The sequence below is a fragment of the Flavobacterium procerum genome (genome assembly GCF_042431625.1).
In the GTDB taxonomy this organism is placed as follows: domain Bacteria; phylum Bacteroidota; class Bacteroidia; order Flavobacteriales; family Flavobacteriaceae; genus Flavobacterium; species Flavobacterium procerum.
The window spans coordinates 1-21,928 of the sequence record NZ_JBHLYW010000010.1; the positions used below are offsets into that span (position 1 = coordinate 1).

Sequence of the window (21,928 nt, forward strand, 5' to 3'; positions counted from 1 at the left end):
GATGCTGTACTCCACATTATAGTTTCCTGACGGAGTGTTCGGTGCAACCGTAACCGTTCCGTCTGCGTTAAGCGTCAATCCTGTCGGAACAGTGATTCCGGTCAGTTTTACTTGCCCTGCAGAAGTTCCGATTACGGCCGGATTTCCGTTCAAGGTATCGTTTGCTGTTAATGAAGCGGTCGTACCTCCAGTATTCCCGTTGACTGAAGCTGTCGTTTCAATCACTGCATCTATTACCGGAGTTCCTACTGTTATCACAGAAACCACTGTATCACAATTTGATGGATTGCTTCCAACTTCGCAAATTGTATATTCAACATTATAATTTCCTGCAGGAGTGTTTGCTGCAACCGTAACCGTTCCATTCACATTTAAAGTCAAACCAGTTGGTAGAGCACCCACAATATTTATAGTAACTTCTCCTGGACTGGTTCCTATTACAACTGGGGTTCCATTTAAAGTATCGTTTGCAGTTAATGAAACAGTCGTTCCCCCAGTATTTCCGTTGATTGATGTTGTAGTTTCAGTCACTGCGTCTAAATTTCCTTTAACCACAACAGTTACTTGAGCCGTGTCACAGTTTCCAGAATTTAAGCCTGTTTCGCATAATTGATAGGTAATACTATAAGTACCCGAAACAGTATTAGGAGCAAGAGTTAACACTCCTTCAGAATCGATACTTAAAGTACCATTTGTTATAGGTGTAACATCTGTATTTGATGATGTAACTGCGATGCCATCTAAGGTATCATTTGTTGTGACATTTCCGACAGTTGTCGAGGTTATTGTTCCAGGTGTCTGAACCGCAAAAGTATTGTCATCATTAGCACAAATTTCAGCGTTAATCTTAACCGAAGCAGAGCTAGAAGACGTACAGCCATTAAATGTTGAACTTACAGTATAACTCCCTTTTTGTGCTGTTATTACTCCTGTTGATGTATTTAATAAAGCACCTGCAGGTGTTATATTATAAGTATAAGAAGGATTGTAATTTGTTATAGTGAAACTTCCTGTCGATGTTCCACAAATTGGTTGTGTAATCGTACTGAATAACGGTGTATCAGGAGTCGTTTTCGGAGTGGCAGTTCCTGAACCGGAAGCGCTTGTACAGCCATTGACTGTCGTAGTAACGGTATAAGTTCCTGCAACAGAAACAGTTATGCTTGATGTCGACGCTCCCGTATTCCACAAAAGAGTGCCCGAAGCAGTCGTTGATAATGTCGAAGTGCCGTTGCAGTTGTCAACTACCGTTACAACCGGAGCCGACGGAGTCGTTTTCGGAGCCGCAGTTCCTGAACCAGCAGCACTTGTACAGCTGTTTACCGTCGCAGTAACTGTGTAAGTTCCGGCAGCAGAAACCGTTATGCTTGATGTCGACGCTCCCGTATTCCACAAAAGAGTGCCCGAAGCAGTCGTTGATAATGTCGAAGTGCCGTTGCAGTTGTCAACTACCGTTACAACGGGAGCCGACGGAGTCGTTTTCGGAGCCGCAGTTCCTGAACCAGCAGCGCTTGTACAGCCGTTTACTGTCGCAGTAACTGTGTAAGTTCCGGCAGCAGAAACCGTTATGCTTGATGTCGACGCTCCCGTATTCCATAAAAGGGTTCCCGAAGCAGTCGTTGATAATGTAGAAGTGCCGTTGCAGTTGTCAACTACCGTTACAACGGGAGCCGACGGAGTCGTTTTCGGAGTGGCAGTTCCTGAACCGGAAGCACTTGTACAGCCATTGACTGTCGTAGTAACCGTATAGGTACCGGCAGCAGAAACCGTTATGCTTGATGTCGATGCTCCGGTATTCCATAAAAGGGTACCCGAAGCGGTCGTTGATAATGTAGAAGTGCCATTGCAGTTATCAACTACCGTTACAACCGGAGCCGACGGAGTCGTTTTCGGAGCCGCAGTTCCTGAACCAGCAGCGCTTGTACAGCCGTTTACTGTCGCAGTAACTGTGTAAGTTCCGGCAACAGAAACCGTTATGCTTGATGTCGACGCTCCAGTATTCCATAAAAGGGTGCCCGAAGCGGTCGTTGATAATGTCGAAGTGCCGTTGCAGTTGTCAACCACCGTTACGACCGGAGCCGACGGAGTCGTTTTCGGAGCGGCAGTTCCTGAACCAGCAGCGCTTGTACAGCCATTGACTGTCGCAGTAACGGTATAAGTTCCGGCAGCAGAAACCGTTATGCTTGATGTCGACGCTCCCGTATTCCACAAAAGAGTGCCCGAAGCAGTCGTTGATAATGTAGAAGTGCCATTGCAGTTATCAACTACCGTTACAACCGGAGCCGACAGAGTCGTTTTCGGAGCCGCAGTTCCTGAACCAGCAGCGCTTGTACAGCCGTTTACTGTCGCAGTAACTGTGTAAGTTCCGACAGCAGAAACCGTTATGCTTGATGTCGACGCTCCTGTGCTCCATAAAAGAGTTCCCGAAGCGGTCGTTGATAATGTAGAAGTGCCATTGCAGTTGTCAACCACCGTTACCGTTGGAGCAGTTGGCATGGCATTTACTGCAACATTTACTGCATTGCTCGTAGAAAAGCATCCTGTAACAGCATTAGTTCCTATTACATAATAACCATTAGCTCCCGCTAACCCTGTCCATGATAAACCTGCTCCAGTACCTGCTTTTGCAGATTGAACTGCTGTATTGCTGGAATTATATAATTGATAATTAATACCTGTTGCTGAAGTACTAGAAGTTATAGTACCATTATTTCCTGGAGAAGCACAAATTGTACTTCCTGTTAAAGATAATGCTGTCGGATTTGCAACTGTTAATGTACCGCTGTTAGAGCTTACATTTCCACAAATATAATCTGATTGTGTAATTACGGCTCTATATCTATAATTATTCATTGAACACGTTATAGCCGTCAGATTTAAATTTGCTGTATTGACATTTGAATAAATACTTCCATTAGCAATGGCGTTCCAAGAAGCTCCATTATCTGTACTAACCTGCCATTGATATTGTGTAGTTCCAGAACCACCAGAAACTGCAACCGAAAAAGATGCCGTACCTGTAGCAGAAGCTGTCTGATTTGAAGGATGTGTCCCAATTGTGCTTGCAGTTCCTGGAGAAAGCGGATTTACATATGATCCTGAATAAGATGCTGCCTGAACTGTTCCGTTTGAATTGACTGCTGGTGTACCAGTCCCATAAACTCCTCCATCATTTCCATCAGCAGTTCTTGAATTGTAATATTCGTTTGCATCTGAACAAGAATCACCATCAGAGTCTAAGTCCAACTGATTTGGAATTCCATCTCCATCACGATCGCAAGCATACTCAGAACGAAGCGACAAAACTTGTTTTCTGCTAACCGTTCCTGTTCTAGTCCCTGTAATTCCAAAAACAAACTCACCTGTAGTATAAGAGCTGAAAGTAGCTTGATACGCATAAGTAAGATCCGTTTCTGAAGCATTTATTCCTGGTATCAAAGTTGGTCTGAAACTGTTAAATCCTGTTGGCCCTCCAGACATAAATCCAAGATTACTTAAATTAGATCCAGCAATCAAATATTCCGGATTTAATGAAGAAGCATATCCTCCCACATCTCCCAACTCATTGCCTGCACCTGTTCCATTTCCGTCAAGATCAGCTACCGTTACCCATAATTTACCAACTGGGGCCGGTGTCCCAAGAGGATTCCCAGCTGTAGCAGAACCAGATCTCACAATAGTCATTGAGTACGTTACATAAGGATTTTCATTTGGAACAGCATCACTTAATTGTAAAGTCCCCGATGGTGACGCAGTAGTAATATCTAATTTACCTGTAGGAACCTGCATTGAAAGGATTTTGATAACCATATCATAAGTAACTCCTAGATAGCTTACCGCATTACTCTTCAACAGATAATCCCCTACATTAATGTTTGATGCAGATCCTGAACCTGATAAAAAAGTCAAACCATCAATAGAAATGTTTGTCGCAGATGCTGGACATTCTACTGTATCCAGTATTCCGTCATTATCATCGTCTAAATCAACAACATCTGCAATTCCATCATCATCACTATCAACATTAACTGTAAAAGAAACATCAGAAGTTGTAGCGCCACAGGTACCATTTCCAGCAAGTGTGTATCGTACAGTTACTCTGGTATCAATCGAAACGTTTGCTGGAGTATAAGTATTTCCTGAAATTGAACCTCCTCCAGAAACAATACTCCATGTTCCTCCTGAAATATTTGCCGTTAATGATTTAGTTCCACATTCACATATTGATGTTGTAGAAGTTGTATTTTGAACATCGCGCACATAATTCACTAAAAATGTTGCGTCGGCAGTACTCGCAGAACCACAGCTTCCTGCTGATCGTGTATATCTTACCGTTACATTTGTATCCGATGTAATATTAGCTGGCGTATAAACATTTCCAGAAATCGTTCCTCCTCCAGAAACAATGCTCCAAGTTCCTCCTATTGGAGATCCGACTAAAGTTTTAGTTCCATTTTCACAGATTGCAGCTGCTGAAGTCGTATTTGATGAAGGCGAATCAATAGTGATTTTTACTACATTACTAATATCCTGACAACCTGAAGAAATAGCCACACGTCTGTAGTACGTTGTCGCAGTTATTGCTGGCGGATCATAGCTTTCTGTAGTAACTCCTATCGAATTAAAAGTTATATTATCTAAACTGCTCTGCCACTGATAGGTTATTGTACCAGTTCCTCCTTCAGCTGTAGAACCAACAATATTTGCAGTATTACCAGATGTTCCGCAAAAAGAAGTTGTGCCTGATGCCGTAATTGTATTCTTCGTTATTGGTGTGTAAACATTGTATGTAATTGTTGAACTATTAGATGTTTTCCCATAAGTATCATTGAATGTGTAATTGATAGCTATTGGCCCTACAATCGAAGTATCTATCGGAGTAAAAGTCACTCTTCCAGTAGCAGAATCATACGTAAATGTACCTTTATTGGCAACAGTAAATGAATTCTGAATACCTGCTGTTGCTGAATCCAAATCGACAGATGCTTTATTTATTGTTCCTAGAGTATTTACTGTTCCATTATCATTAGATGTAATATCTCCTGATACCGCCACAGCACCTTTACAGCCTATAAACGTATCGGGATTTGCAACTGGAGTTAATAACGTTGAGGAATCAACGCTAATATCCAAATTTCTAACTTCATGGTAATTATTAGAACCTCCTGTAGATGAAGTCAACGCAAATTTAAGATTTGGAGGACTCGATGTTGTGTAAGCATAATTGTTTATAATGGTCGTTAAAGTACTTCCATTAGTAATACTCACTGTAATAAAAAATCCTCCTCCAGAACGCGGACTAAGTTTTATGTTAACTTTTCTGAATCCAGCACTGGCAGAAGTTGTTGCTGCACGGTTGCCACCAGCTACATTAAAACTTGGAGATAAAGCCGTAGTCTGGGAATGCGTCAAATAAGGGTAACCACTAGTGCCAGATCCTTGTCCTCGTAAAGTTATATTGCTTGGCAATACTCCCGCTCCATTAAGCTTACCTTCGTTATTGGCTGAAAAGTTTCCATATTCATCGATACCAATTCCTAAATAACCGCCCGGAAATCCCGTTTCTGTATTACGTTGTGCATATCCAAGGGAACCTCCAAAAGCTCCCGGAGTAACAGTAGCAACGGTAGCGTCAAATAATACAAAAGCAATTCCGTCGGCACCGTTTCCTCCATAAGTATAATATTCAAACGAAATATTTAGCCCATAAGCAGACGGAAAGGCATATGAATCTGACCAAACTATACCTTTTTGATTACCGTTGTTATTGGTAAGCCTTAAATATCCATTACCATTTACATCAATACTTGGTGCCGTCAAAAAAGCCGTTGGAGTACCTCCAAAAGAAATACCTGGTGCCGTAGTATTTTTAAATGATTCAGAATAGGGAAATTGTGCTCTTGTCTGTGTGCAGATAAAAAATAATGAAACAAGAAGGATTAGTCTAAATAAATTAAACTTTTTAAAAGTAGAGTTAAGCATAGACAACTTGAATTTGTGGAACAGTTATAGCTGAGGCAAAAAAATCACTGCGATTTATCTGCTTAATTTTGAAATACGAAAAAAGAAAATGATTGGATTTTGCAAATGCAAAAAAAATCTTAAAAATCGTTTGGACCATGGTCATGTCAGGTTCAAGACTCAATGCTGCGTCTAGGTTAAATTAATGTAGTTTTGGAGCAACGAAAATATACAAAGCCCTAATTACTAGCTACATTACTCGATAAACGACATGGAAAAACGTCAAAGTGCAGTTTTATTACAAGTAAATAAATCTTAAACTATAAAGATTTTAAGAATACAGCAATATAAGCGAAGAAAATTCTTAAAAAAATGGAGAATATTCAAATAAACGACACGAAACACAATAAAAGAAAAAATAATCCTACATATACATTCATATACAAGAATCTAATTGAAGGATATTATTTACGGAAATAATTTTGTGATTAAAAACTTAAGACAGAAAATTCTTTAAGAGAATTTTCATTGAAGAAATTTAATGTTTCGCTTCAGTCCCTCAAATTTGGTTCTCTTTATTGGAGAATTTTTAAATACAGCGCGAAAAGTATCTTCTGTAATTTCAGTCCAATCTTTTTTAGTAAAAGACAGTAATTCAGAGTTAGGATTAAATAAGGGTTCCGAATGTGCTTTTGAAAATCGATTCCATGGACATACATCCTGACAGGTATCACAGCCAAACATCCATTCGTCAAATTTTCCTTTCATTTCATAAGGAATATTTTCTTTTAATTCGATTGTATAATACGAAATACATTTACTCCCATCAACAACATACGGAGCCACGATTGCCTGTGTAGGACATGCATCAATACAGGCCGTGCAGGAACCACAATGATCCGTTACTGCATGGTCATATTCTAATTCCAAATCAAGAATCAATTCAGCAATAAAGTAAAAAGAACCTACTTTCTGAGTAAGAAGATTACTATTTTTTCCAATCCATCCTAAACCGCTTTTTGCTGCCCAGGCTTTATCTAGAACTGGAGCCGAATCTACAAACGCACGACCCGAAACTTCGCCAATGTTTTCCTGAATTGAATGAAGAAATTCTTTAAGCTTTTCTTTTATTACAAAATGATAATCCTGACCGTAAGCATATTTAGAAATCTTAAAACTTTCTTCATTTTGAGAAACCGAAGGATAGTAATTAAGAAGAAGAGAAACCACACTTTTGGCGTCATCGACCAACAAAGTAGGATCAAGGCGTTTATCAAAATGGTTTTCCATATAGGACATCTGACCATTGTAGTTATTTTTCAGCCATCTTTCAAGTCTTGGAGCTTCCTCTTCCAAAAAACCAGCTTTCGAAATACCACAAGAAATAAAACCAAGTCTCGATGCTTCAGCCTTAATAAACTTTGAATATGTCTCTTTTATATTGATACTCATCTATCTGTGAAAATAACTTCTACACCAACCGGTTTTAAGGTAATCAACGGATTAAATTCGATTTTATCACTGCAGGAAGTAATCCTGTATTTTTTTACGATATGAAAAAGTGTAAGACACATTTCGTAAATAGCAAAACCCGTTCCGATGCACATCCTCGGACCAGCACCAAAAGGATAAAAATACTGCATACTATGTTTTTTCTGCTCTCCTAAAAAACGTTCAGGATCAAAAACATCTGGATTTTTCCAATATTTTGGGTTGCGATGCAATGCATAAAAAGAAACACCTATCAAAGTTCCTTTTTTAAGATTAAAATTGCCTATAGAATCTTCTTCGAGATTTTCTCTATCAGTAATCCAAGCTGGCGGATATAAGCGCATAGATTCGTTTATTACAGCATTCGTGTAAACCATTTTTTGAAGCTGCTCTATAATGTTATTGCTTTCAGCCTCAACAGTGGTAAACTCATCAAATAATCTTTGCTGTATCTCAGGATGATTTCCCAAAAGATGCAATATAAAAGTCAAAGCATTAGCCGTAGTCTCGTGACCCGCAATAAATAAAATCTTGATTTCATCAACCAACTGTTCCAAAGACATTCCTTCACCAGTGTCTTCGTATCTAGTTTCCAAAAGCATATTCAAGAGATCACTAACTACTAGATCTGAATGCTTTCTCTCCTGCACAATTTCACGAATAATATTGTCATTCTCTTTAGACAATTCAAGATGCTTACGAACTTGACCACTAATTGAAAACCACCACGCCTTATGCGGAAGTCTGATTTCTTTAATTAGAAAGTTCTGAACCTCTTCAATAATATATTTTATTCGCTGTAATTTATATTCAGAAATCGAAAAATTAAATAGTGATTTGGCAACAACGTTAAAAGCAAGCTCGCTCATAATTGGAAACAAATCAACCTTCTGATTTTTCAAAAGACCAGACAATTCATCTTTAACTGTAAGTTGCATATTTACGACGAGCTCATTCATTTTTTGTTTATGAAAAGCTGGCTGGATTAACCGTCTCTGACGCAACCAAAAGTCACCATTAATAGTCAACAATCCTTTACCTAAATATTTAGACAAATAAATAGACTGAAACTTTGATTTGTAATAATTCTTTTGATTTTTCTGTAAAATGTGCTGTGCAATTTCATTGTCTCTTGATAGTACAATGTATTTTGAAAATCCAACTTTTATAGAAAAAGAATCGCCAAACGTAGCAAAATACTCTTCATGATATGGGATGGGATTTTTACGAATTCCCTCGGCATCCAAAAGAAATCTGATTATTGAAAGTTTCTGAGGATAATTATATTTTCGATTCCCACCCATAATCTAAAACAAGCCGCCTTGAATATTGGTATTAATTTTTCCCAAATGTTTATATGCTTTATCCGTCACTTCTCTACCACGTGGTGTTCTCATTATAAAACCTTCTTGAATTAAAAAAGGTTCATAAACTTCTTCTATGGTTTCACTGCTTTCAGAAACAGCCGTAGCCAAAGTTGATAACCCAACTGGACCACCTTTAAATTTATTGATAATCGTCAACAAAATTTTATTATCCATCTCATCCAAACCATGAGCATCAACATTTAAAGCTTTTAAAGCATAACGAGCTATTTCCAAATCAATGGTTCCATTACCTTTTATCTGAGCAAAATCTCTCACACGTCTCAATAAAGCATTTGCAATACGAGGTGTCCCGCGGCTACGACCAGCTATTTCAATTGCTGCCTCCAAGTCAATTGGCATTTTCAAAATAGAACTGCTTCGTTCAACGATTGTGGTTAAAAGTTCTGTTGTATAATATTGTAAACGGGAAGATATTCCGAAACGAGCTCGCATTGGAGCAGTCAACAATCCCGAACGGGTTGTGGCCCCAATTAGTGTAAACGGATTTAAATTAATCTGTACAGTTCTTGCATTAGGACCTGATTCTATCATGATATCAATCTTAAAATCTTCCATAGCAGAATATAAATATTCTTCAACAACTGGGCTTAATCGATGAATCTCATCAATAAATAAAACATCTCTTTCGTCAAGATTTGTAAGAAGTCCAGCCAAATCACCCGGCTTATCCAAAACAGGACCCGAAGTAATTTTGATTCCTACCTGAAGTTCATTTGCTAAAATATTAGCCAATGTAGTTTTTCCAAGACCTGGAGGTCCATGAAATAAAGCGTGGTCAAGAGCTTCACCACGTTGATTTGCTGCTGCGACAAATACTTTTAAATTTTCTAAAACCTGATCTTGCCCGGCAAAATCATCAAATGACAGCGGACGCAGTCTTTTCTCAAGGTCTAATTCTTCAGAATTATAACCTTTTGTAGTGGGATCTAGATTCTCATTCATCCTGCAAAGATATATAAACTTATCAGTTTGAAAAAGAGTAATATTATCAGATCCGTTAATTTAACGAAACAAAAAAGGCTGCCAAAACTGACAGCCTTAAATATTTTTAGTGGTGTAAAACCTGTTCTCCTTCTTTCATTGGTACATTTTGTGGTACAAAATCTACATCATGATTTGGGTTGCTGTAGTCATACGGCCAACGGTATACATGAGGAATTTCACCTGGCCAGTTACCGTGAATATGTTCTACTGGAGTAGTCCATTCTAAAGTTGTAGACCTCCATGGATTCTGAACTGCTTTCTTACCGTAGAAAATACTTACGAAGAAATTGTACAAGAATACTAACTGGAACGCACCTCCAACAAGAGCAAATGTTGTAATTAATACGTTTACATTTTGCAAATCGTCAAATAATGGGAAGTTTGTGTTTGTATAATAACGTCTTGGTAAACCAGCTAATCCAATAAAGTGCATTGGAAAGAAAACACCATAAGCACAAACCGCTGTAATCCAGAAGTGAATGTAACCTAAATTTTTATTCAACATTCTTCCGTACATTTTAGGAAACCAGTGGTAGATACCAGCAAACATTCCGTAAAGTGCAGAAATACCCATTACTAAGTGGAAGTGAGCAATTACGAAGTATGTATCGTGAACGTTGATATCCAAAGTACTATCTCCTAAAATGATTCCTGTTAAACCTCCAGTGATGAAAGTAGAAACCATTCCGATTGAGAATAACATTGCAGGGTTGAACTGTAAGTTACCTTTCCATAAAGTTGTAATCCAGTTGAATGCTTTTACAGCAGATGGAATTGCAATCAATAAAGTTGTAAATGTAAACACAGATCCTAAGAAAGGATTCATACCTGAAATAAACATGTGGTGACCCCAAACGATTGTAGATAAGAACGCGATTGCAAGAACTGACATAATCATCGCTCTGTAACCAAAGATTGGTTTACGAGAGTTTGTAGCCATAATTTCAGATACAAGACCCATTGCTGGCAAGATTACGATGTAAACCTCAGGGTGACCTAAGAACCAGAATAAGTGCTCAAACAATACTGGAGAACCACCTTGGTAGTGTAAAACCTCTCCGGCAATATAAATGTCTGATAAGAAGAATGAAGTGCCAAAGCTTCTATCAAAAATCAATAATAATGCTGCAGATAATAATACTGGAAACGAAATAACACCAATAATAGCTGTTACAAAGAAAGTCCAGATTGTAAGAGGAAGTCTAGTCATAGACATTCCTTTAGTTCTTAAGTTAAGAACAGTAACAATGTAATTTAAAGATCCCATCAAAGAAGATGCGATGAAAATAGCCATAGATACTAACCATAAAGTCATACCTGTTCCTGATCCTGGAATCGCTTGTGGTAAAGCACTTAACGGCGGATAAATTGTCCAACCCGCAGAAGCTGGTCCAGCCTCAACAAATAAAGAACATAACATTACTACTGCCGATAAGAAAAACAACCAGTATGAAATCATATTCATGAATCCAGAAGCCATATCTCGTGCTCCAATCTGAAGTGGAATAAGTAAATTACTAAATGTTCCACTCAAACCAGCTGTCAGTACAAAGAATACCATGATGGTACCGTGAATTGTAACTAAAGCTAGATAAATATCATTTGCCATTACACCATCAGGTGCAAATTTATCTCCTAATAAAACATTAAATATCTTGAAAGACTCTTCCGGCCACGCTAATTGCATTCTAAATAATAAAGACATAGCAATACCGATTACTCCCATAACAATACCTGTAATCAAATATTGTTTAGCAATCATTTTGTGGTCTATACTAAAAATATATTTAGTAATAAACGTGTCTTTATGATGATGTTCGTGCTCGTGATCGTGTCCGTGATCGTGATCGTGCGCTTCTGCTGACATATATGTGTACTTTAAATTTTCTAAATTAATTATTTCATAGCAACTTTAGCTACTGCAGCTTTTACAGTATCAACAACTGCCTTTACTGTATCTTCTACTTTTTTAGCTGCACTGTCACCAGTTGGAGCAGCACCTTCAGCTGGTTTTTCTGCCGCTGCCGCCGCTTTAATATCCTGAGATAAAGTAGTTTTTTCGCTTAACCATTTTTTATAATCCTCAGGAGTATCAACTACAACTTTCATTTGCATATTGTAATGAGAAGCTCCACAGATTTTATTACATAATAATAAATAATCAAATGTGTAAGGATCTAAAGCTGTACCACCATTAGCAAGTAGTTCAACACTTTTTTCTGCTCTCAATTTATTAATTTTTGCTACTTTTTCAACCATAAAAGGAAGCTCTCTGTATTCTGCAGTAGTATAAGTAGGAACAAAAGCAAACTCAGTAACCATACCTGGAACACAGTTCATCTGTGCTCTAAAGTGAGGAAAGTATGCAGAGTGCAAAACATCCTGAGAACGCATTTTAAAGTGAACTTTTTTTCCTTTAGGAATATGCAATTCAGAAACTACGATATCATCTTCAGAATTTTTATCAGACATATCAACTCCTAAAGTATTTATTCCTTCAATCAATCTTACGTTAGCTTTTCCTAAAGTATTATCTGCACCAGCATATCTTGCTGTCCATTTGAACTGTTGAGCGTATAATTCAATCTCGATAACATCCTCATCTTTATCAACAAACATGATATTGTTCCAAGCATATAATCCATAAAGAATTAAACAAGCTAAAACAACAGATGGAATAATACTCCAGATAGCCTCTAATTTATTACTATCAGCAAAAAATAACGCTTTTCTATCTTTGTGTCCTCTATTTTTAAAAGAAAACCAATATAATAATCCTTGAGTAATAACTTGAACTGTGAAAATCAACACCCAAGTAATATTCATCAAATTATCTACTAACAATCCATGTTCCGAAGCCGGAGTATGAAGAGCAAGATTTCCCCATTTTAGTAAACCGTATATTGTAAAGATATAGATGAAAGCTAAAAAGCCAAACAAAATATATCCCTGAATATTATTATCATTATCAGATGCAATCTGAGAGTCGTCCGAAGTAGATCCAACCTGAGTAAGATCAAATATCTTGGTCAACTGCCATAAAGCAATCGCTAATAAAACTAAAACTATAATTACCAACAAACTTGTCATCTGTTTACTTCTTTAAATATTAATAATGAAAATGTTTACTTTCTTCAATGAAAGGATTTCTTTTTGCCAACAAAGGAGCTTTAGTCAATGCAGTGAATACTACAAAAATAAATAAACCTAAGAAGAAAAGGATAGAAGCAATTTCAGAAACTCCAATAAACCATTTATCTCCAACAGTACCAGGCATAATCATATTAAAGAAATCTACATAATGTCCTAGTAAAATAACAATACCAGCCATCACAACAATCCAGTTAAGACGTTTGAAATCTGAATTGATTAAGATTAACAATGGGAAAACAAAGTTCATAACAACTGCTCCAAAGAAAGGCAAGTTGTACAATTGAATTCTTGTTACGAAATAAGTAACCTCTTCAGGAATATTTGCATACCAAATCAGCATGAATTGTGAGAACCATAAATAAGTCCAGAAAACACTAATACCAAACATGAATTTTGCTAAATCGTGAATGTGGCTGTTATTTACATATTCTAAATAACCTTTAGATTTTAAATAAATCGTTACTAATGCGATTGTAGTAATACCACTTACAAAGAAAGATGCAAAAACATACCAAGCAAATAAAGTACTAAACCAGTGAGGATCGAAAGACATAATCCAATCCCAAGCCATGATAGATTCAGAAACAATAAAGAAAACTAAGAATCCAGCAGATGCTTTGAAGTTCTTTTTGTAGAACAAATCGTCGTTAGCTTCGTCTTGTGCTAAGCAATTCTTTCTAGAAAAATGACGGTAAACATTCCATCCTAATAAAAAGATAAATGCTCTTATAATCCAAAAAGGAAAGTTTAAATATCCAGATTTCCCAGCAATAATTGCATCATAATTTGGACTACCAGGCACAGTTACATCTTTTCCTAACCATACGAAAATATGATTAAAGTGTAATCCACATAAAACTAAAATAATTAAGAAAATTACAGACCCAGCTGGTAAATAAGCTGTAATACCTTGCATAACTCTAAATAAAACTGGAGACCAACCTGCTTGAGCAACCTGTTGAATAGCATAAAATGCCAAAACTCCCATTGAAAGCAGCAAGAAGAAAATACAAGCTACATATAAAGCAGACCAAGGCTTATTCTGCAACTGGTGCAATACATGCTCTAAATGTTTTTCGTGTTCATCTGCACCAGAAACTTCATCATGTGCAACTTTTTTGTGTGAATCATGAGAAGCCTCAGCAGTTTCATGATGCCCTTCAGCTTTATGAGAACCTTCAGCTGTAGCTTCGTGTGAACTTCCATGAGCTCCATGAGCATCTGCTTCTAGTATTTTTTCAACTTCTTTTATATCTTTTGGTGCACTTAAAAAACCATACCCAATTCCTAATATACCAACGGCCATTAAGATGATAGAAAAAGTTTTTAATTTACTTGAAAATGTATACATATCTATTACGATCAGTTTGTTCAACAATTATAATTGGCTTTTTAGTTTCAGAACATAGTCAGCAACTAACCAACGTTCGTGAGCACTTAATTGATTTGCATGTGAACCCATTGCATTTAAACCATAAGTTTCAACATGAAAGATACTTCCTTCAGTGATTTCTCTGTCTTTATAGCTAGGTACTCCAAGAAATTTCTCTCTTTCAACCAATTTACCTTTACCGTTACCAGTAGCTCCGTGGCAGCTGATACAATAAATTTCGAAAAGTTCTTTTCCTTTTCCAGAATTTTTTTCGATAGAATCCAAAGGAGACTTCAAATTAGCTTTTGCCAATTCGTAACCTGCTGTTGAATTTTCGTATTCATAAGGTTCATAACCTCTATTGATAGTTCCTTCTACAGGAAGCTGTCCTTCTTTTCCACCTTTAAATACTTTTGCTTCTGTATAAGGCTCGTAAGCAACAGATTCATACATATTAGGGAAATACTGATAGTTTGGTGCCGAATTATTGTGGCAAGATGAAACTAAAATAGTTATACCAACTAAAAGTGTTATTTTATATATCCTTTTCATAGCTACAATTAATTCTTTTCAATTACTTTAACTTCAACAGCTCCAGTTCCTTCGAAGAAAGACACTAATTCTGCTTCGTTATTATTTACGGCAACTTCCATTAAAAAATGGTCATCAGTTGTTCTTACATCTGGGTTTTCAGCTTCTTTAAAAGGCCATAATCTACTTCTCATATAAAAAGTGATCACCATTAAGTGAGCTGCAAAAAACACAGTCATCTCAAACATAATTGGTACAAAAGATGGCATATTTTGAATGAAACTGAAACTTGGCTTACCACCAATATCTTGTGGCCAGTCGTGAATCATGATATAACTCATCATTGTTGTTGCAACAGAAATACCAACACATCCATATAAAAAAGCACATATTGCTAATCTTGTTGGTGCTAAGCCCATTGCTTTATCCAATCCGTGAACTGGGAATGGAGTAAAAACCTCTTCAATATGATGGTGAGCAGCTCTTGTTTTCTTTACTGCATCCATCAAAATATCATCGTCATTATAAATGGCGTATATTACTTTATTACTCATGATGTGAATCTTTACTATTTGCTCTTTCTCTAATGTAATTATCTCCTGTTCCTTTCAAAATTGTTTTAACCTCTGCCTGAGCAATTACAGGGAATGTTCTAGAGTATAATAAAAACAATACGAAGAAGAAACCAATTGTTCCAATGAATATTCCGATATCAACAAATGTTGGTGAGAACATTGTCCAAGAAGATGGAAGGTAATCTCTATGTAAAGAAGTAACAATAATTACGAATCTTTCAAACCACATACCAATATTTACCACGATTGAAATGATAAATGAGAACATGATACTAGTTCTTAGTTTTTTGAACCACATGAACTGAGGAGAGAATACGTTACAAGTCATCATAGACCAGTAAGCCCACCAGTAAGGTCCTGTTGCTCTGTTTAAGAATGCATACTGCTCATACTCTACACCTGAATACCAAGCTACGAATAACTCAGTGATGTAAGCCACACCAACAATAGAACCTGTAATCATAATAATGATGTTCATTAATTCAATATGTTGTAATGTAATGTATGCTTCTAGGTTAGAAACTTTTCTCATAACAATCAACAAGGTATTTACCATTGCGAATCCTGAGAAAACCGCTCCAGCAACGAAGTATGGAGGGAAAATTGTTGTATGCCATCCAGGAATTACAGAAGTAGCAAAGTCCATAGATACAATTGTGTGTACAGAAAGTACAAGAGGAGTTGCTAAACCAGCTAATACTAAAGATACCTCTTCAAAACGCTGCCAGTCTTTTGCTCTACCACTCCATCCAAAACTTAAGATAGAATAAACTCTTTTATTAAATGGAGTTATAGCTCTATCACGAAGCATTGCAAAGTCAGGTAGTAAACCAGTCCACCAGAAAACTAATGATACTGAAAGATACGTTGAAATCGCGAATACGTCCCAAAGTAATGGTGAGTTAAAGTTTACCCATAGAGACCCAAATTGATTTGGAATAGGTAATACCCAGTATGCTAACCATGGACGTCCCATGTGAATGATTGGAAATAGACCTGCTTGGACTACAGAGAAAATGGTCATAGCTTCCGCAGAACGGTTAATAGCCATTCTCCAACGTTGACGGAAAAGTAATAATACCGCAGAAATTAATGTTCCGGCGTGACCAATACCTACCCACCAAACGAAGTTAGTGATATCCCAAGCCCAACCAACTGTTTTATTTAATCCCCATGTTCCGATACCGGTAGATACGGTGTAAATTATACAACCTAACCCCCAAAGGAAGGCTACTAATGCGATTGTAAATACAATCCACCATTGTTTATTTGCAGGTCCTTCAACAGGTGCTGCTACATCTACAGTTACATCGTGATATGATTTATCACCTATAACTAAAGGTTTTCTAATGGGTGCTTCGTAATGAGACGACATAATCCTTTATATTGTTTCTTAATTAATAATTTTACTAAGTATTTCTAACTTTTACATGATAGAAAACATTTGGTTTTGTACCCACATGCTCTAATAAGTGATATGCTCTTTCGCTTTCAGCAAGTTTCGCAACTTCACTTTCTTTATCATTTACATCCCCAAAGACCATAGCTCCAGAAGAACAAGCAGCAGAACAAGCACAAGCATTGTTGAACTCATCTTTAGCAACTACTCTACCTTCACGTTTTGCCTGAAGAATTACAGCTTGAGTACTTTGGATACAGAAAGAACATTTTTCCATAACCCCACGAGAACGTACGTTTACATCTGGATTTAACACCATACGACCTAAATCATCATTCATGTGGTAATCGAATTCACTATTCTTGTTGTACAAGAACCAGTTGAAACGACGTACTTTATAAGGACAGTTGTTTGCACAGTAACGAGTACCAACACATCTGTTGTAAGCCATGTGGTTTTGACCTTGACGACCATGAGATGTAGCGGCTACTGGACAAACAGTCTCACATGGAGCATGATTACAGTGCTGACACATTACAGGTTGGAATGCCACCTGAGGGTTCTCACCTGGATTCTCCATTTCATTGAAAGTAGACAATGAACTAGATAATCCTGCAATTCCTTCTTTTCTTTTATTATCTCCTTCAAAAGTACTTTCAGAAGAATAGTATCTATCAATACGCAACCAGTGCATATCACGGCTTCTTCTTACCTCTGCTTTACCAACAACTGGTACGTTGTTCTCAGCGTGACAAGCAATAACACAAGCCCCACATCCAGTACAAGCATTTAAGTCAATAGAAAGATTGAAGTGGTGTCCAGTAGTACGATCAAATGATTCCCATAAATCTACAGTTGAAGCTTGTACTTCTTGGTGATCTAAAGATACCATTGGTTTTTCGTTCCAATGTTCAGCACTTTCTTTATTAAACACATCTAAAGTAGTTTCTTTGATGATATCACCTCTTCCCATTAACGTTTTCTGACCTTGAACACAAGCAAACTCGTGTTCTCCCGCAGCTTTAGCAATAGAAACAGATTGAATTCCGTTGAAACCTTTATATAAAGCGTAAGCATTTAAACCTACTTGCATTTCTTCTTTTAGAGAAGCTTTGCGTCCGTAACCAAGTGCAAGACCTACAGTTCCTACAGCCTGACCTGGCTGAACGATAACAGGAACTTTCTCTAATTTGATTCCGTCAGCAGTTGTAATAGTAGCATAACTACCATTTAAACCTCCATTTGCAACAATCTCGTTAGATAAACCAAGTTTTTTTGCATCTACTTTTGAAACAGTAACATAGTTATCCCAAGAAACTCTCGTAATTGGATCTGGGAACTCTTGCAACCAAGGGTTGTTTGCATGCTGTCCATCACCTAAACCAGTTTTAGTGTATAATACTAATTCGTACTCACCATTAGATTTAGATTTAGAAAGAGCATTTGCTGCAGCAGAAGCATCAATTGCTCCACCAGCTAAAGCAACAGATTCTGTTACGTAAATTCCGTCATGCAATACTTTGTTCCAAGATGAACCAGCTGTAAAAGCAACAGAATTTGCTTTTAAATAATCATAAAAAGTACCAGCAGTACCATTTAATGACAATAATACATCCTGAAATTGTTTTGTATTAAAGATAGGACGAATAGTTGGTTGTGTTAAACTATAAGTTCCTTTTGTAATCTCAACATCACCCCAAGACTCTAAATAATGAGGAACCGGAGCGGCAATTTTAACGATAGATGCAGTCTCGTCTTCTTTTAATGAAAACGCAACTGAATTCTCAACTTTTTTCAATCCAGATACAAAAGCCTCTGAATCAGCTAAAGTATAAACTGGATTTACACCACTCATAATTAAAGTATGAACACTTCCTGCATTCAAATCTTTAATTAATTGTGCAACAGCAGCATTAGAACCTTTTCTAATGTTTCTTGCTCCTGCAGTAGTAAAAGCTTCGCTATTTAATTCTTGATTGATAGCTAAAACTAATAATTGAGCATTTTTATCTTCAATTCCAGATACTAAAACTCCTTTTGTTTTATTAGCTTTAAGTTGTTGAGCCGCTTTAACTACTTCATTTTTTAAATTACCTTCTAAAGTAACTGGAATAGAAGCACCTACAACAATGTTATAAATTTGAACTAAAGCCTGTTTTTGATCAGCTATTGTCATTGGGACACGCTTATCAGCAGCAGCTCCAGATAATGTCATGTTTGATTCGAACTGAAAGTGACGAGACATTTTTCCTTGATGAGGAATACGTCCTTTTGCATATCCAGCATCGTATCCGCCTCCTTGCCAATCTCCTAAGAAATCTGCACCAACAGAAACGATTAAATTAGCTTTTGAAAAATCGTAATCCACTAAAGCTCTTTGTCCATAAACAGCTTCAAAAGCATCTAAAGCTTCAGATGAAGAAACTGCATCGTACACAACGTGCTTAGCATTTGGGGTTTTAGCAATAAATTCTGCTATTAATTTTTCTGTAGACGGGCTAGCCAAAGTATTTGTTAATAACACTACTTGTCCGCCTTTTGTTTTAGCTTCAGCTAAACTAGATTTGATTTTCAAATCAACAGCAGACCAAGAAGAATTTTTACCATCCACTTTTGGTTCTTTCAAACGACCACTATCATACAATCCTAAAATAGATGCATGAATTCTAGCGTTCGCAGAAAATTTAGCTCCTGCAATTGTATTGTTTTCAATTTTAATTGGACGACCCTCACGAGTTTTAACCAAAAGGTTTGCAAAATCAAAACCATCAAAAACGGTAGTTGCATAATAATCTGCAACACCAGGAATGATTTGCTCTGGTTGTAATACATAAGGGATAGACTTGTGAACTGGACCTTCGCAAGCAGCTAAAGTAACAGCTGCAGTACTAAACCCTACGTACTTTAAAAAGTCACGACGTGAAGTCCCAGATGTAGATAAAGCCTCAGCGTTACCTAAAAACTCATCAGTAGGAATTTCTTCAACAAATTCGTTATTTCTAAGCGCCTCAACAATAGAGCTGTTTTCTAGCTCCTCAACACTTTTCCAGTATTTTTTGTTTGATGACATTGTATATATATATTAAAATCTTAATAAATCGATTAATAGTGGCATTTACCGCATTCTAAACCTCCCATTTGCGCTGCAGTTAATTTCTCTACACCGTATTTTCTAGAAAGTTCAGCATGAATCTTATCATAGTAAGCGTTACCTTCCATCTTAACATCAGTTTTTCTATGGCAATCAACACACCATCCCATTGTTAATTTAGAGTATTGCTTCATGATTTCGAATTCTTGAACTGGACCGTGACAAGTTTGACATTCAATTCCAGCAACAGAAACGTGTTGTGAGTGGTTGAAGTAAACAAAGTCAGGAAGATTATGAATACGAACCCATTTTACAGGCATTGTTTTTCCAGTATAAGTCTGTTTAGTCTTATCCCATCCAACAGCATCATATAATTTTTGAATCTGAGCATCGTAGAAAGCTTTGCTGTATTCTGCAGTAGCAGTAGTTTCAGCAACTTCTGAAATGTTCTTATGACAGTTCATACAAACATTCAATGAAGGAATACCAGCAGTTTTACTTACACGAGCAGCAGAGTGGCAATACTTACAATTGATTTCGTTATCACCAGCGTGAATTTTGTGAGAGTAGTGAATTGGCTGAATTGGCTCATAATTCTGATCTACACCTACTTGCATTAAGTATCCATATACAAAATAACCACTTGCCAAAAGCAAAAAGATTGAAGTAACCAAAACCAAGAATTGATTTTGAATAAAAGCTTTCCAAATCGGAGTTCTAGCCTCTTTTGGAGCAACCTCAATACCGTTTTTATTTGCTACTTTAGTAAGTACTTTGTTCACCATGAACAACATAACCACCAAGATAGCCATAACAAGAGCAAGAGCCCCTAAAATAATATTATTTGAAATTCCATTTCCTCCTGCTTGAGGTCCTGATGGAAGTCCTTCAACACCTTTTGGAGGGTCAACTTTAGGCTCAGAAGTATAAGCTATAATATTATCTATATCTCCTTCAGAAAGCTGAGGAAAAGACGTCATTACTGCTTTATTGTTTTCTTCAAAAAGTTTAACAGCAACAGGATCACCTGACTTAATCATGTCAGAACTGTTATGCACCCACTTGTAAAGCCAAGCTTTATCATGTTTATCGGCAACTCCCCTTAAAGCTGGTCCAGTTGACTTAGCATCTAATTTGTGACATGCAGCGCAATTTGCATTAAAAAGTTCCTTCCCTTTTACTGGATCACCGCCTCCTGCAGCTGGAGCAGCGGTCGCTGCCTCAGGCGCCGCCGTAGCAGCAGCTGGATCTTGAGCGAATGAAGTTAGGGAGAAAATCAACGTCAGCGATAAGCCAAGCATTAATTTTCTTGAGATCGAATTATGGTTACCCACCTTTTTCATATAGTATAAATAATTGTCTACTAATTTTTGGTATGATTTTTTCTGTTCTAAACTGAGCTAAATCGATACCGTCTTTTAAAACCTGCACAAAAATACGACTTATGAACTATTCTCAAAACCTTAAAATACTCTTAAATATCAATTTATATCAATTCTAAATAATATTAAAATTTTACATCCGAACTTTAAATAGTATTTTTGCATAAAAACCATCACATTATGAGAATTTTAAGCCCATCAAAAAGTCTAATGCTAACAATTGCAACGATTGCTTTTGCACACAATATTAACGCACAAGACCAAAATTTAACATTGAATCAAGACAGCAAATTTGAGCAGCTTCTTAACGAGAAACGTAAAATTAACACGTCATTAAGCACAAACGATACCTATAGAATTCAAATCTTTAGCGGAAAAAGCGATGAAGCAAAAAAAACGCTTTCAGATTTTAAAAGAGAAAATTCGGCCATTGACGGCACCATAATTTTCAACACACCAAATTATAAAGTAATTGTTGGGAATTTTAAAACAAGGATTGAAGCAGAAAGAAATTTGATTGAAATAAAAAAACGATACAAAAGTGTTTTTCTTCTTAAGCCAGGGAAATAAAAACCAAAAAAAAGCGAGGTCTAAACCTCGC

At 36.9% G+C, this 21,928-nt stretch carries 13 protein-coding genes; 1 reads left to right on the plus strand and 12 read right to left on the minus strand.

The genetic code is table 11. The features are described 5' to 3' along the window. The 12 genes from ACFFLS_RS14440 to ACFFLS_RS14495 all read right to left on the minus strand — a co-directional run. On the minus strand, window positions 1-5,982 hold a 5,982-nt coding region (locus ACFFLS_RS14440), incomplete at its 3' end, for a DUF8696 domain-containing protein (RefSeq protein ID WP_379689472.1). A gap of 504 nt (window positions 5,983-6,486) precedes the next feature. After that, window positions 6,487-7,413: a tRNA epoxyqueuosine(34) reductase QueG gene (queG, locus tag ACFFLS_RS14445; protein ID WP_379684788.1), complete on the minus strand. Its 927-nt coding sequence runs from the start codon at window positions 7,411-7,413 to the stop codon at window positions 6,487-6,489. After that, window positions 7,410-8,756 (minus strand): cytochrome P450, encoded by a 1,347-nt coding sequence (locus ACFFLS_RS14450; RefSeq protein WP_379684787.1) that lies wholly within the window; start codon window positions 8,754-8,756, stop codon window positions 7,410-7,412. Before ACFFLS_RS14450 ends, queG begins: the two co-directional genes overlap by 4 nt. Before the next feature lie 3 nt (window positions 8,757-8,759). Then, the gene (gene ruvB / locus ACFFLS_RS14455) at window positions 8,760-9,782 is read right to left on the minus strand and encodes a Holliday junction branch migration DNA helicase RuvB (protein ID WP_379684786.1); all 1,023 of its coding nucleotides are present in this window, start codon (window positions 9,780-9,782) and stop codon (window positions 8,760-8,762) included. A 106-nt stretch (window positions 9,783-9,888) separates the two neighbouring features. After that, window positions 9,889-11,691, minus strand: a complete 1,803-nt coding sequence (locus ACFFLS_RS14460; protein WP_135223179.1) for a cytochrome c oxidase subunit I — start codon at window positions 11,689-11,691, stop codon at window positions 9,889-9,891. A gap of 29 nt (window positions 11,692-11,720) precedes the next feature. Then, window positions 11,721-12,914 carry a cytochrome c oxidase subunit II gene (locus ACFFLS_RS14465; RefSeq protein WP_379684785.1) on the minus strand — a complete coding sequence of 398 codons (1,194 nt, stop codon included), beginning with the start codon at window positions 12,912-12,914 and terminating at the stop codon, window positions 11,721-11,723. Window positions 12,915-12,933: 19 nt separating this feature from the next. Further along, entirely contained in the window at window positions 12,934-14,328 is a 1,395-nt protein-coding gene (locus tag ACFFLS_RS14470) for a quinol:cytochrome C oxidoreductase (protein ID WP_379684784.1), read from the minus strand. A gap of 27 nt (window positions 14,329-14,355) precedes the next feature. Next, window positions 14,356-14,901, minus strand: coding sequence for a c-type cytochrome (locus tag ACFFLS_RS14475; RefSeq protein WP_379684783.1), 546 nt, complete (start codon window positions 14,899-14,901; stop codon window positions 14,356-14,358). Between the two features lie 8 nt (window positions 14,902-14,909). Then, entirely contained in the window at window positions 14,910-15,434 is a 525-nt protein-coding gene (locus tag ACFFLS_RS14480) for a DUF3341 domain-containing protein (RefSeq protein WP_057117454.1), read from the minus strand. Then, the gene (gene nrfD / locus ACFFLS_RS14485) at window positions 15,427-16,830 is read right to left on the minus strand and encodes an NrfD/PsrC family molybdoenzyme membrane anchor subunit (protein ID WP_109191792.1); all 1,404 of its coding nucleotides are present in this window, start codon (window positions 16,828-16,830) and stop codon (window positions 15,427-15,429) included. The genes ACFFLS_RS14480 and nrfD overlap by 8 nt, the downstream gene beginning before the upstream one ends. A gap of 34 nt (window positions 16,831-16,864) precedes the next feature. Beyond that, entirely contained in the window at window positions 16,865-19,924 is a 3,060-nt protein-coding gene (locus ACFFLS_RS14490) for a TAT-variant-translocated molybdopterin oxidoreductase (RefSeq protein ID WP_379684782.1), read from the minus strand. 32 nt (window positions 19,925-19,956) lie between these two features. Next, entirely contained in the window at window positions 19,957-21,288 is a 1,332-nt protein-coding gene (locus ACFFLS_RS14495) for a c-type cytochrome (protein WP_379684781.1), read from the minus strand. Window positions 21,289-21,507: 219 nt separating this feature from the next. On the opposite strand from ACFFLS_RS14495, the gene ACFFLS_RS14500 reads away from it, so the two are divergent. Continuing rightward, window positions 21,508-21,897: an SPOR domain-containing protein gene (locus ACFFLS_RS14500; protein ID WP_379684780.1), complete on the plus strand. Its 390-nt coding sequence runs from the start codon at window positions 21,508-21,510 to the stop codon at window positions 21,895-21,897. The last annotated feature ends 31 nt before the right edge of the window (window positions 21,898-21,928 follow it).